Source organism: Actinomycetota bacterium (genome assembly GCA_028698215.1).
GTDB lineage: Bacteria > Actinomycetota > Humimicrobiia > Humimicrobiales > Humimicrobiaceae > Halolacustris.
On sequence record JAQVDY010000007.1, the window covers coordinates 62,278 to 75,352 of the forward strand.

A 13,075-nucleotide genomic window follows, 5' to 3' on the forward strand; every position below is an offset into this window, starting at 1 on the left:
TCAGGCATTCTCCTGCCCGTACCTGCACCAGGCCAGTATGCTGCATTGTCTGCATTTTGGGTTTCTACCCAGGCAAATTGTTCTCCCAAAGGCAATGATTTTATGTGAAAAATCGGTCCATCCGTCTTCAGGTATTATATTCCTTAAATCAAATTCTATTTTATCAGGATTGGTATTAGTAGTAAGTCCCAGCCGGGTGGCAATCCTTTTCATGTGGGTATCTACAATAATGGCCTGCTGCCCATAAGCATTAGCCAGTACCACATTGGCTGTTTTCCTGCCTACTCCGGACAGGGAAGTAAGCTGGTCAATATTGGAAGGCACCTGGCCTCCAAATCTATCCACCAGGTCTTGGGCACAATTTTTGATATTTTTAGCCTTGTTCCTAAAAAAGCCGGTAGATTTAACTGCCTGCTCCAGCTGGTACAGGTCTGCCTGGGCCAGGATCCGGGGGGTTGGATAGGTTTTGAACAGCTGGGGAGTGATTTTATTGACCTGCTTATCGGTGCTTTGGGCGGCCAGTATGGTAGCAATCAATAGCTGGAACGGATTTTTAAAATGTAGGGAGGTGTCATCTGCTTGGGGATAATGCTTTTTTAAGTTAGCAATTATTTTGTCAATATTTTCTACTGCTGGAGGATAGAGTCCTGGTTTCATTTCTTTTTGCCTTTCTTTTTATTTAGGTATTGCTCCATTTGTTTTTTGTCCATGGTATTAGCCACGTCTTGAGCTCTCAGCCATCCCTTACGGGCTATGTTTATGCCGTATCTATAATCCTTTAGGTTTTCCAGGTGATGGGCATCAGGATTTATGAATATCATTACCTTTTTATCCCGGGCATATTTTAACATTCTCCAGTCCAGGTCCAGCCTGTAGGGGCTAGCGTTGATTTCTATGTCTACCCCATTCTCTGCTGCAGCATTGATTACCCTTATAATATCTACCTGGTACGGTTCACGGGCCAGAAGTATCCTTCCGGTAGGGTGGGCAATCATAGTGGTATACCTGTTTTCAATAGCTTTTATAATCCTGTTGGTCATTGATTCCTGGGACAGGTTAAAACTGGAATGAATAGCGGCAATTACAAAATCAAACCTGGCCAGAGCCTGATTGCTGTAATCAAGGCTTCCATCGGGTAGGATATCGGCTTCTATGCCCTTAAAAACAGTAAAGCCGTTAAGTGTTTGGTTTACCTCTGCCATATGGGAAAGGTATTCCGATAGGTCTTTTTCCCTTACACCATGGGCATAGGCGGCAGTCTGGCTGTGGTCACTTATTCCTGCATACTGCATTCCCATACTTTGCAGGAATTTACAGGCCTGCAGCACATCGATGTTTCCATCACTGAAATTAGTATGGATATGGAAGATGCCTTTTATATCGGTTTCCTCTACCAGCTGTGGCAAATTCCTGTTTCTGGCAGCCTCAATCTCCCCCATATTTTCCCTTAGTTCAGGAGGGATATAATCCATGGAAAAGACATCGAACAATTCCTCCTCGTTTGCACAAGGTATAAGTTTATCCTGGTTAAAAAGCCCATACTCATTCATCTTTATTCCCATTTTTTTTGACATGGATCTCATAGCGGTGTTATGCTCCTTGCTTCCGGTGAAATGGTGGAGGGCATAAGGATACTGAAAATCCTCCACCACCCTAAGGTCTACATTTATTCCTGATTGGAGGGTTATACTGGATTTGGTGTCTCCCTTGGCTATCACTTGCTGTACTGGAAAAAGAGATACAAAGTAATCCATAACCGGACCGGGCTGGCCAGTACTGGCCAAAAGATCTATATCCTTTACTGTTTCCTTTTTTCTTCTAAGGCTCCCGGCTATGCTGGCCCTTGCTATAAGGGGATACTTATTTAGCCGGTCCAGCAGCTGCAGACCTTCTTCTATCACCTCTGCATAAAGGAAGCTGCTGCTGTATTTTTTTACCATGGATATTCCTCTCAAGATATTTTCCTGGGTTTTAAGGCCAAAACCGGGAAGCTGGGCAATGGTATTATGATTGCAGGCAAGTTCCAGTTCAGGAATGCTTTCTATGCCCAGGTGTTGGTACAGGTACCTTATTTTCTTGGGACCCAGGGTTGGTATTTTAAGCATTTCTAAAAGTCCTGGCGGTATTTGCTGTTGGAGCTGCTGATGTAGCTCAAAATTGTCGCCGGAAGCCATTTCTATTATTTGCTGGGCTATTTTGGCCCCGATGCCTTTTATTTGTGTTATTTCTTGGGCAGTAGCTTTTGAAAGGTCTATAGAAGACGTTTCCAATGACCTGGCTGCATTTTGGTAAGCCCTGATCTTAAAGGGATTTTCGTCTTTTAGTTCCAGTAGTACTGCTGTTTCCGCCAGCAGATTGCTGATTTGTTGTTTATCCATAGAAAGTGGCCAATCTTTTTATTGCTTCTGTTTTTTGGCTAATGCCTATCTTGCTTTCTTTTACCGCCCGGTGAAGCAGGTCTATGGACCGGTTATAATTTTCCCGGTCCACAGGATAAGGGATACCGTCCTTGCCCCCATGGGCAAAACTGAACCTGGCCGGGTCTTGTATGCTGTATCTTGCTCCATAAATCAATTCTGATATCAAAGCTAAAGCCCTTACTGTTTTAGGGCCTACTCCCTGTACTGACAGCAGTGCTTCAAAATCAGGGGGCTTGTGCTCATAAGTATAAGTAAAAATCTTGGAAAGCCGGTGGTAATCCATATCAGTAATTTTAATCTGATGCCTCGCCGGCAGGCTGTATTTTTTTTCCTGGTAATTTTGCAGCAGTTTAAGGTCTTTTAGGATTTCAGCCGGTTTTTGTAATGATAGCTGAGCTATTACCTCTTTGGTTTTTTGGCTGGTTGGATCCACAAGATTTAAGGTAGGTGCCCTTTGGTCACAGCAGATGGCAGAATGGGGCTCTGTGGTAAAATCAGTGACTTTATCTGAAAGCCAGTGATAACGGCGGGCCATGCGGTTAGTTTGATTTAACCCCTGTTGTACCACGGACCATTGCCTGCCGTCTGAAGTAAAAAAGAAACAATGGTGGTATAGCTGGTATCCGTCCTGGAGGGCAGAGCTGTCTACTTTGGCCACAATCTTGCTGTTATATACTAAACAGGAAAGATCCAGGCCCAATAAATTCCCGGCAGTTTCTATCTCTGTTGGTGTTTTTCTGGATGTAGCGCCCTTGCCTCCTGCAATAAAAAGGCCCAGGTCTTTTTCCAGGCCTTTAATACCTTCTTTTAAAGCGCCGCATACAGTAGTGGTTACGCCACTGGAATGCCAGTCAAAGCCCAATACGCAGCCTAAAGCCTGGAACCATAAAGGATCAGAAAGCCTTTTTAGCACCTCTCCGCTACCATATTCTGAAACCATAAGGCAAACAATTTCCCTGGCCAGTTTTTTCATCCGGCTGAATAGCCAATAAGGAGCTTTGCCCCCATGCAGGGGCAGTTTCATGGAACCTGTCTTCATAAAATACCTCCAGCTATTTATGCTACTATTTTAGCATTGATTAATCCAGAGAATAAATATCTCTTGCAATAATGATACTAAAAATGTATCATTAGATTGAGGTTTAACATGAAATTATTGACTAAAGATACTGATTATGCGGTAAGGGCTTTATTGCACATGGCTAAGCAGGGAAACGGGGCTTACCAGGTCCGGAAGCTGGCTGATGATTTGGGTATACCTATGCCTTTTTTAAGGAAAATACTGCAGCAGCTGGCATCAGCAGGCGTGCTCGATTCTGTGAGGGGCAAGGGCGGCGGTTTTAGTTTGGCCCGGAGGCCAGAGGATATATTCCTGCTGGATATTATGGAAATATTTCAGGGAAAATTTGAGATTATGGAATGTATATTCAACCGTAATATATGTCCCAACCTAAAACAATGCACTTTAAGGAAGAAGCTTATATCCATTAAGGATTATGTGCAGGAGCAGCTGGAAAGCATTACTTTAAAAGAGTTACTGGAGGAAAAATAATGGCTAAAAGGGAAATAATTAAGATAGATGAGCAAAAATGTGATGGATGCGGGGCATGTGTTCCCAACTGTCCGGAAGGAGCTATACAGGTAATAGATAAAAAAGCCAGGCTGGTAAGTGATCTTTATTGCGACGGCCTGGGGGCCTGCATAGGGGATTGCCCCCAAGGAGCTATTACTACTGAAATAAGGGAAGCAGAACCTTATGATGAGAAAAAGGTTATAAAAAATATAGTAAGACAGGGAGAACATGTAGTTTCTGCCCATCTTAAGCATTTAAAAAACCACGGCCAAACCCAATTCTTGAACCAGGCCTTGGATTACCTGGCCAGCCAGGGCATAGAGGTTGAAGATGTAAGGGCAACTGAAGATAATCCCCGGCAGGAAGCGGAACCAAAGACCTACAGCGATAATTTTGAATTAAAAAACTGGCCGGTTCAGATAAACCTGGTGCACCCTTCTGTATCTTTTCTCCAGGATTCAGAATTGGTTATATCGGCAGACTGTGTACCTTTTGCCTACCCCGGTTTCCATAAGTTTATAGAAGGAAAAGTGGTGTTGGTTGGCTGTCCCAAGTTTGATGATGTCCAGGCGTACATGGAAAAGCTACAACAGATATTTATCCAAAACCGTATAAAATCGGTTACCGTAGTGTATATGGAAGTGCCATGCTGCCGCGGCATGGTCAGGCTGGTGCAGGAATCCATCAAGGCTTCCGGTAAAGTTATCCCTTTTGCCCACCTAAAGATAGGGGTTAAGGGAGAGATAAAGTAAGTTAAACCTCATCCCTTAAAGGGACAAAAGCTACCGGGCTTACTGCCTTTTGGTGGATCTTACCTCCCTTTTTGGTGATCACGTAAAGACTTTGGCCAAAAGGGGATCCTGCGGGAATAACCATTATTCCATCATCTTTAAGTTGGGAGACCAAAGGTGGCGGTATGTTTTTGGGGGCTGCGGTAACTATGATACGGTCATAGGGGGCATGCTGTTTCCAACCGTAATAACCATTGCCGTTAAGCAGCCATATATTTTTATACCCGGCCAGCAGATGCTTAGCCTGGTAATAGAATTGCGGGATGGATTCTACCGAATAAACCTGGCCGGCAAGCTCTGCTAAAACAGCGGTCTGGTATCCTGATCCAGTACCTATCTCCAAGACTTTTTCTTTGCCTTTCAACTGTAGAAGCTGGGTCATCAGTGCTACTATATAAGGTTGGGAAATGGTTTGGCCGTTTCCTATAGGAAGGGGCTCATCGACATAGGCCTGTTCTCTATGCTCAGGGCCGACAAAGTTCTCCCTGGGTATTTTACCCATAGCCTCAATAACCCGCTTATCCCTGATATCCCTGGAAATTAGCTGTTTTTCTACCATTAAATTTCTTTGTTTTAGATAGTTAAACATAATGAAAAAATTATAAATTTTAGGTATAATATCAACTCTTATACTATCATAACCGGAGATTAAATAGGAGATGCTAAATCTAGAGCTTTCCCATATTTTAACTAATATAGCGGAAATGAATAAGGTGGGTATCCACCAAAAAGAGAAAGTTTTCCCCTTAATGAGGGCCTCCAGGACCATAAGGGATTACGCTGGTGATATCGGTGAGGCTTACCGGAATAAAAAGCTAAAGGATCTTCCGGGAATAACCCCTGAAGTTTTTGCCTATATAGACCAATATGTAAAAACAGGAAAAGTAGAAGAGTATCAGAAACTGAAGCAGAAATATTCAGAAGATTTAGTCAAGCTTATCAGGATATGCGGGTTGGGGTTTGGCAGGATGATAAAAGTATACCAAATTCTAAAAACAGATAGCTTGGCAAGCCTGCAGGAAAAGATGTCTGATCCCAGGCAAATAGAAAAGCTGACCGGAGCAAAAAAAGATTCAGTCCTGGATGGAGTGATGGTAGAAAGAATCAAAAGCAGTATAGATTTTTATCATAGTATGAAAGGTAAAATGCCCCGTGGTTATGTGGAACACTTCCTGAAAGGTTTAATGGAACAGATTAAAGCCCTGGGCCATGTATCCCGTTTGGAAATAGTGGGGTCTACCCGCAGAAAGAAGCCGCTAATAGGTGATATTGATATATTAGTAGATGCTGATTTTAACCAGGACGGATTCAAGTTGGACCCCAGTATAAAGTTTTTAAGCCAAGTCTTAAAAATTTCCCATATAAGGTCTAAAAAAAGCCAGAATATAGGGCAGGCCAACGCCAGCTTTGTCTACAGGTCTGATTTAGGTATTGATATAGAGGTCATTATTACCGGATCCCATAGGTATTATGCTGACCTGTTTACCACTACTGGAAGCAAAACACATGTAAATTCTATTCTAGATATATTAGAGGACAATGATATTGATATATTTAACTACAACCTGGCCAGCGAAGAACATATTTACCAGCTGGCGGGGCTTCAGTTTGTACCCTGTGAGCTTAGGGAAGGCCTAAAAGAAATTGAATGGGCGCAACAGTATAAAATCCCCAGGCTGGTGGCCTTACCAGATATTAAAGGGGACCTGCATGTGCATTCGCCTTTCAGTGATGGGCTAATAAGTGAGAAGGACCTGTTGGATACCATCAAGAAATATAATTATCAATATCTGGCTTTAACCGATCATTCGCCTTCTAATATTTTCGGTAATGGTTTAGACCAAAAGCGTTTGGCAGAAAAGTTAAAATGGTTCCAAAATTTAAAGCTGGATATAGGGGATAGCAGGATACTGTTTGGTGCAGAAGTGGATATAAAAGAGCAAGGCAGGCTTGATTACCAGGACCAGGTACTGAAAAGTTTGGAAGTAGTGGTGGCATCAATGCATTCCAGCTTTAGGCAGGGTCCCGCCCAAAATACCCAAAAGGCAACCGCAGCTTTAGCTCATCCCAGCGTAGATTTTTTGGGGCATCCTACCGGCATTGTTTTTGGAAGCAGGGCCCCTTATTCGCTGGATATGGAGCAAATTATCCAGCAGGCCGGAAAATTTAACAAAGCACTGGAAATAAACTCCTATTTTCTAAGACTGGATTTAAATGAACATTATGCCCGTAAGGCCAAGGAGGCAGGGGTGCTGCTGGTTATAAATACGGACTCCCACCGGCCTAATAACCTGGATCATATGAGGCTGGGAGTGGATATTGCCAGGAGGGCAGGACTCAGTAAGCAGGATGTATTAAATACCAGGGATTACGAAGGCTTTAAGCAGTGGAAAAAAGAAAGGTAATTACTTTTTGCTGCACCCAAATACTTCTTTTTGGTTGAAGTCAGGCAAGAAGGGGTCGTTATCGGTGTTAAGGCCAGTATAATCCTGAATGTAGCCATGTTTAAAGCCCAGTTTCTGGGCATAATCCACTACGCTGTTGTATTCAGAGGCAGTAATTCCACGGGACAGCTGGGAGAAGTTTCTTGCCTTATATACCGGATGGTACTGGGACATAATGCTTAGAGGTATATGGGGAGACAACTCATTTTTTATAAAATTAATGGTTTCTGTTAGGCCTCCAATATTATTAGGTAATACCAGCAGCCTTATTATCAGTCCTTTTACCGCGATTCCCTGGCTGTCCACTTTTAGTTCTTTTACTTGGTCATACATCTCTTTTACCGACTGGCGGTTATACTGGACATATTTTTTTACTCCTGAATACCTGTAGGCATAGTCATCATGGCTGTAGCGCATATCGGGCATATATATGTCCACCAGCCCCTTGAGCATATTTATAATTTCAGGCTTATCATAGCCCCCTGTATTGTAAACGATAGGTATGTTCAATCCTTTATTTCTGGCCAGTGACAATGCTTCTACTATTTGCGGCACCCATATGGTGGGTGAAACCAAATTTATATTGTGGCAACCCTGATGCTGTAATTTAATCATAGCCTCTGCCAGTTTGGGTATGGGAACTTCCTTACCCTGATGCTGCTGGCTTATCTGATAGTTCTGGCAATAAATACAGCCCATATTGCAATAAGAGAAGAAAATAGTGCCTGAGCCATTGTTGCCGGATATGGGGGGTTCTTCCCCAAAATGGGCCATGGCTGCTGATATTACCGGTACATGGGGTGCTTGGCAGTAGCCAGTTTTTTTAGAAGTTCTGTCTATCCTGCATTCATGGGGGCATAGCCGGCAATGTCTAAGCATTTTATTTAGATTTAATTCTGTTTTATTCCTGTCCATGGAATAAAAATATATTATTTTTGGTGTTTTGTGAATGTCTGGTTTTGCTCGGCTACCTTTATTTTATTCTGGGGGGCCAGTCGGCGGGCATAAGCAATTACTTTGTCAGTAATGGCAGGGTAGGTACCTAGCAATGCTTTTAATTTGTAGAGCCGGTATTCAAAGAAATATTCAGGTTCGATTTCCAGGCCGGCAGCAATTATCTCCATGGTTTCTACCGGAGGAGGATTTTGTTTATGTTTCAGCTTGCTAAAATAACTGTAATTTAAATTGGTTTTCTTGGCCAGGCTCCTCAGTTTAATTTTCTTAGCATTAATCTGTTCATAGAGAGCTTGCCCAAAAGGCTTAGTTGAATATTTCATACCGGTATTTGTTTAATTTCTTTTAATACTACCTTATAAAAATATGCAAAATAAGGAATTGCCCCTAGTTTTAGTTGACAATAATGTCAACAATATGAGAAGTTTTAAAATTTGGTTTTTGACTATAAAATAGGCTTATGATTAAAAAAATCTTTCTAATATGCTGGGTAGGATGTACACTATTTCTGTTACTGGGCCAGGGTTTTCAAGATATCAATCCAGTTTATGCTGAATACAGCCTAAACCAGGCGGACAAATACACTCCCCAAAGCCAGGAGGTTTCTGACCGTTACCAGGATTTTATAAATAAATTTAGGGATTCTGATCCTATACTCTACCAAGAGTATTTATCATATGGGCAGCAGGCATTAAATGCAATTTATAAAGCCAGCACTATAACTGGTACAGATAATATTCTTGATTATGGGCCACTGCCGGAAGATATGCTAAGACTGGATCAAATTATTTCTAATATGAGCCCCATTTATAGGAGCGAATATATCAATCAGGCTTTAAAGCGGCCGGTTTTTATAATAATTGGGGGGAGCTCTGATCTTCCGCTGGATTCACTGCTTTACTTTGTACATATTTCAGAGATGCTAAATATACCCTGGTATGTAATCAATAATAATCGAAACAACAGGTTCAGCCGGGAATCCCAAGACATTGTGATATCGGACCTTTCCCTAAAACTAAGCGACCAGATTAACCAGCTGATAATAAATAAAGGACAAAACCATAACCATATTTGGGTGGATGTGGGCAACAGGTCACAGCTTCAGGAGGCTGTATCGGATATAATGGATAATCAAGAATACCAAATGGCTTATATTTTTATAGTGACTCACGGTACTGAAGATTCCCTTATTTTTTCCACCTCTGATGGAAATAAATTCAATATTACTCCCCAGCAGCTTACTGAGATTATAGGCACAGGTATCAAAACCAACTTATTTTTAGGAACATGTTATTCCACTAAATTTGGTGCAAAGTTAAACTTAGGCCAAGACAATACTGCAGTTACTGCATCAGAAAAGATTGCCGTCGATGGGGATATGGCTGCGGCGGTGCTCATGAGTCTTTATATGGGGGATTACAGGGTAACAGATGCCGAGCTTAAACTTATATCTAGCCAAACTATGGCGGATAATCAAAATAACTACTGCTACACCTATTATGTTAATGGCCAAAAGTACTATTTTATCGATGATAAGGTAACTCATGCCCATAAGGTGAGATTTGGTGCAAAAGAATCTGACCTGGATATTAAAACTTTTAATTTAAATTCCAACAGCCTGCTTTATTTTCATGTAAGAAACAATTTGTTCCGGTAATTGCAATCGCAGGTCTTTTATGTATAATAAGTAAGTATTTATTAAATATATTGTATATACTTTGTATAGTAAATTATTTGAATTTATACCGGAAGCATTAATAGAGCTGGATTTTAATGTTTTTAACAGCTGCGGGACTAAAAATGGAGTCTCGGCAGATAATGATCTGGTAGCAGAAAGTTTAAGCTTTAGGATTGTATCAGCCAACCAGGCAGCATTAAATTTGTTAGGTGCGGTTTCAGTTCCTGAGCTAAAAAACCATGTCTCCCAGCTTATTGGCCATAAAATTTATCCAAAGTGCAGGGAGTCCGTGGCCCCTGTTAAAAAAGGCAATAATGAGTTTAGCCAATGCTTGGAAATAAAAAACCTCCGGGGGGCTAAAAAGTACCTGCTGGCCAAATGTTCTGTTTTAAAAAAGCAGAGCGGGCATTGTTCAGTGCTGGTTTGCCTTAAGGACAGGACCAGCCAAAACCGGTATAAACAAAGTCTGGTAGCTACTGTCAGAAATCTGGAAGAAAATTATAAAGGCATGATTGATACATTGTCTTTGATAATGGAGATGAAAGACCCCTATACAGCCAGTCATCAGAGAAAGGTGTACCGCTTATGCAGTGCTTTGGCACAAGAGATGAAACTGGAACAACCTGTAAGAAAGGGGCTGGAGCAGGCAGCTGCCTTGCACGATATAGGCAAGATTAATATTCCTGCTGCCATATTGGCTAAACCGGGACGTTTAACCGATATTGAATACCGCATGATAGCTGCACACTCCCAGACGGGATATAATATATTGGAAAAGGTTAATTTCACCCGGCCGATAGCCAATATAGTGCTGCAGCATCACGAAAGGCTGGATGGTTCAGGCTATCCCCAGGGGCTTTCTGGTAGAAAGATAATGCTGGAAGCCAAAATATTAGCTATTGCTGATGTCGTGGAAGCAATGTCTTCACACCGGCCGTACCGGCCGGCTTTGGGATTAGACAAGGCTTTAGAGGAGATTAATAGTAATCAGGGCAGGTTATATGATGAACAGGCCAGCCAGGCTTGTCTGGCCTTATTTAGAAATAAGGGTTTTCAGTTTTAATATTATCTAATCAACAGAAGCTTCAATCATTGATATTTATCACTTATAATTGTAATCCAAATAACAAACTAAGGGTTGATTGATTTGACATCAAATTTAATATTTGGTAAATTTTCCCCTCGACTGGAAAGTTGCACTCTTCTTTTTGGGCCAGCTTTTGGGACGGTGTTTTGTAGGATATGGCTTAAGTTTTAAAGGATAACAATATTGGGAGATAAGCTGGAAGATAAATTAGTTTTGGTAACCGGGGCTACGGGCTTTGTAGGTAGCCATTTAGCCCTTACTTTAGCTGATAGGGGTTACAGGGTAAGAGCATTGGTTAGGAACCTGGCTAAATCCAAACACCTGAAAGACGCTGGTATAGAAATAATCCATGGAGATATTGTAAATACTAAAGCGGTAAACAAATCTATGGAAGGTGTTCACACGGTTTACCACATTGCCGCCTTATACCGTTCAGCCAGGCATGCTGACCTTACCTATAGGAAAACTAATATTGAGGGGACCCGTAATGTGGTTAAAGCTTCTCAAGAATTTAATATAAAAAGGTTGGTGCATTGCAGCACTATCGGGGTGCATGGAGATGTTCAGGCTATTCCCGCCGATGAAGATGAACCATTCAATCCCGGGGATATATACCAGACCAGTAAGCTAGAAGGCGAGTTATTGGTCCAGGATGCCATTAAAAAAGGATTTCCCGCTACCGTGTTCAGGCCGGCTGCAGTATATGGGCCTGGTGACATGAGGTTCGTAAAATTATTTGAGAGCATCCACCTGGGCCGGTTTCGGATATTTGGCTCAGGCAACACCTTGTATCATTTAATATATATTGATGATTTGGTAGAGGGAATAATACTTTGTGGAGAAAAAGCCGCAGCTATAGGCCGTACCTATATATTGGCGGGACCCCGATATAGTACCATATCTGAATTGATTGATTTGGTAGCGGAGGCGGTTAATGCCAAACCTCCTTTGACCAGATTACCACTAGCCCCCTTAACTGTTCTGGCCATAATTTGTGAAGGAGTTTCCAAACCCTTTGGCTTAGAGCCACCCTTGTACCGCAGAAGGTTGGATTTTTTTTGTAAAAACCGTGCTTTTAACATAGGGCGGGCACAAAGGGAATTAAGCTTTAACCCGGTCATGGACTTACAGGAAGGTTTAAAAAGAACCGCCCGCTGGTATTTTGATAAGGGTTTTCTTGATGGAAAAATTCATATTCGTTTTAGAAATAGCGGCTACATAGAGTAAGGAAAGCGGCGAATGGCTATAAAACAAAAACTTGAATCGGCTCTTAGGCATAGTCCTCCTTTATTTAAAACTGCTTCCCGGCTATATCATTTCTTGAATTCCGGTTTTAAGTCTCTTAGCCCGGGTGCGCCCAAAGCTATAGATATGACTTTTAAAATTGCTAAGCAGCAACACCAGGGAGGCCCCATTGGTGATTATTATGAGTTTGGATTGTATAAGGGCTATACTTTCTACCGGGCGTTTCGAGCAGCTTTGGAATTAGGCCTGGATGATGTAAGGTTTTTTGGATTTGATTCTTTCCAAGGACTACCCCAGGTAGAAGGAATAGATAAGAGCGAGAGTAGATTTTTCGAAGGCCAGTTCGCCTGCAGCCAAGAGCAGGTGGAGAAAAATTTACGGAAGCATAAAGTTGATTTTCATAGAATAGAGCTAGTCAAGGGTTTTTATGAAGATACTCTGACTGAGGAGCTTAAAAAAAGCTTAAATGCAGGTTTTGCCGGAGTAATTCTGTTTGATTGCGACCTTTATTCTTCAACCAGGACTGCTTTAAGCTGGCTGGAGGGATTAATCATTGATAAAACAGTGCTAGTCTTTGATGACTGGTATTCCTTTGCTGAAAGCAATGAGCTGGGACAGCAGCAGGCTTTAAAAGAATTTTTAAACCGTAATCAACAGTTTGAAGTAGAACCTGTGATGGAGTTTGAGCGTAACGGTAAAATGTTTCTGGTTCATCATAGGGATAAACGATAACACTTTTATTGCCCTACCAAGTATTAATCTTATATGTCTATATTACTGATAATATGGAGTAAAAAATTCTTGATGTATTTAAATTTGACTTTAGGATTGAGAAAATAACTTAATGAAACTCCCTAAAGTTACACTAGCAATAAAACCATAT

13 protein-coding genes are annotated in these 13,075 nt (G+C 41.7%); 7 read left to right on the forward strand and 6 right to left on the reverse strand.

Annotated elements, in window-relative coordinates; genetic code table 11:
• From nth to PHN32_03815, 3 genes are read right to left on the reverse strand one after another with little or no spacing between them, the layout of a single operon-like run.
• On the reverse strand, positions 1-657 hold the full coding sequence (gene nth / locus PHN32_03805; protein MDD3776714.1) for an endonuclease III: 657 nt from the start codon (positions 655-657) through the stop codon (positions 1-3).
• Positions 654-2,378, reverse strand: coding sequence for a DNA polymerase/3'-5' exonuclease PolX (polX, locus tag PHN32_03810; protein ID MDD3776715.1), 1,725 nt, complete (start codon positions 2,376-2,378; stop codon positions 654-656). Before polX ends, nth begins: the two co-directional genes overlap by 4 nt.
• Complete coding sequence (locus PHN32_03815; protein ID MDD3776716.1) at positions 2,371-3,459, reverse strand: DUF763 domain-containing protein; 1,089 nt, start codon at positions 3,457-3,459, stop codon at positions 2,371-2,373. The genes polX and PHN32_03815 overlap by 8 nt, the downstream gene beginning before the upstream one ends.
• Before the next feature lie 108 nt (positions 3,460-3,567).
• On the opposite strand from PHN32_03815, the gene PHN32_03820 reads away from it, so the two are divergent.
• Positions 3,568-3,972, forward strand: coding sequence for an Rrf2 family transcriptional regulator (locus PHN32_03820; GenBank protein MDD3776717.1), 405 nt, complete (start codon positions 3,568-3,570; stop codon positions 3,970-3,972).
• Positions 3,972-4,745 carry a 4Fe-4S binding protein gene (locus tag PHN32_03825; protein MDD3776718.1) on the forward strand — a complete coding sequence of 258 codons (774 nt, stop codon included), beginning with the start codon at positions 3,972-3,974 and terminating at the stop codon, positions 4,743-4,745. Before PHN32_03820 ends, PHN32_03825 begins: the two co-directional genes overlap by 1 nt.
• A 1-nt stretch (position 4,746) precedes the next feature.
• Here PHN32_03825 and PHN32_03830 read toward each other — a convergent pair whose 3' ends face one another.
• Complete coding sequence (locus PHN32_03830; GenBank protein MDD3776719.1) at positions 4,747-5,343, reverse strand: protein-L-isoaspartate(D-aspartate) O-methyltransferase; 597 nt, start codon at positions 5,341-5,343, stop codon at positions 4,747-4,749.
• A gap of 100 nt (positions 5,344-5,443) precedes the next feature.
• On the opposite strand from PHN32_03830, the gene PHN32_03835 reads away from it, so the two are divergent.
• Positions 5,444-7,189: a PHP domain-containing protein gene (locus PHN32_03835; protein ID MDD3776720.1), complete on the forward strand. Its 1,746-nt coding sequence runs from the start codon at positions 5,444-5,446 to the stop codon at positions 7,187-7,189.
• Here PHN32_03835 and PHN32_03840 read toward each other — a convergent pair whose 3' ends face one another.
• Positions 7,190-8,107, reverse strand: coding sequence for a radical SAM protein (locus tag PHN32_03840; GenBank protein MDD3776721.1), 918 nt, complete (start codon positions 8,105-8,107; stop codon positions 7,190-7,192).
• Between the two features lie 50 nt (positions 8,108-8,157).
• Positions 8,158-8,505 (reverse strand): helix-turn-helix transcriptional regulator, encoded by a 348-nt coding sequence (locus PHN32_03845; protein ID MDD3776722.1) that lies wholly within the window; start codon positions 8,503-8,505, stop codon positions 8,158-8,160.
• Between the two features lie 137 nt (positions 8,506-8,642).
• Between PHN32_03845 and PHN32_03850 the strand changes: the two genes are divergently transcribed.
• The 4 genes from PHN32_03850 (at position 8,643) to PHN32_03865 (ending at position 12,924) form a co-directional block, all read left to right on the forward strand.
• Positions 8,643-9,839 (forward strand): hypothetical protein, encoded by a 1,197-nt coding sequence (locus PHN32_03850; protein ID MDD3776723.1) that lies wholly within the window; start codon positions 8,643-8,645, stop codon positions 9,837-9,839.
• Positions 9,840-9,900: 61 nt separating this feature from the next.
• Entirely contained in the window at positions 9,901-10,923 is a 1,023-nt protein-coding gene (locus PHN32_03855) for an HD domain-containing protein (GenBank protein ID MDD3776724.1), read from the forward strand.
• Between the two features lie 207 nt (positions 10,924-11,130).
• Positions 11,131-12,174, forward strand: coding sequence for an NAD-dependent epimerase/dehydratase family protein (locus tag PHN32_03860; protein MDD3776725.1), 1,044 nt, complete (start codon positions 11,131-11,133; stop codon positions 12,172-12,174).
• Between the two features lie 12 nt (positions 12,175-12,186).
• Entirely contained in the window at positions 12,187-12,924 is a 738-nt protein-coding gene (locus PHN32_03865; GenBank protein ID MDD3776726.1) for a macrocin O-methyltransferase, read from the forward strand.
• Positions 12,925-13,075 lie beyond the last annotated feature (151 nt).

Bases quoted from the DNA above. Each gene is read 5' to 3' on its own strand.
- PHN32_03840 (MDD3776721.1), bottom strand. From the start codon at position 8,107: ATGCTTAGACATTGCCGGCTATGCCCCCATGAATGCAGGATAGACAGA.
- PHN32_03820 (MDD3776717.1), top strand. From the start codon at position 3,568: ATGAAATTATTGACTAAAGATACTGATTATGCGGTAAGGGCTTTATTG.
- PHN32_03815 (MDD3776716.1), bottom strand. From the start codon at position 3,459: ATGAAGACAGGTTCCATGAAACTGCCCCTGCATGGGGGCAAAGCTCCT.
- PHN32_03830 (MDD3776719.1), bottom strand. From the start codon at position 5,343: ATGGTAGAAAAACAGCTAATTTCCAGGGATATCAGGGATAAGCGGGTT.
- PHN32_03865 (MDD3776726.1), top strand. From the start codon at position 12,187: ATGGCTATAAAACAAAAACTTGAATCGGCTCTTAGGCATAGTCCTCCT.
- PHN32_03850 (MDD3776723.1), top strand. From the start codon at position 8,643: ATGATTAAAAAAATCTTTCTAATATGCTGGGTAGGATGTACACTATTT.
- polX (MDD3776715.1), bottom strand. From the start codon at position 2,378: ATGGATAAACAACAAATCAGCAATCTGCTGGCGGAAACAGCAGTACTA.
- PHN32_03825 (MDD3776718.1), top strand. From the start codon at position 3,972: ATGGCTAAAAGGGAAATAATTAAGATAGATGAGCAAAAATGTGATGGA.
- PHN32_03845 (MDD3776722.1), bottom strand. From the start codon at position 8,505: ATGAAATATTCAACTAAGCCTTTTGGGCAAGCTCTCTATGAACAGATT.
- PHN32_03835 (MDD3776720.1), top strand. From the start codon at position 5,444: ATGCTAAATCTAGAGCTTTCCCATATTTTAACTAATATAGCGGAAATG.
- nth (MDD3776714.1), bottom strand. From the start codon at position 657: ATGAAACCAGGACTCTATCCTCCAGCAGTAGAAAATATTGACAAAATA.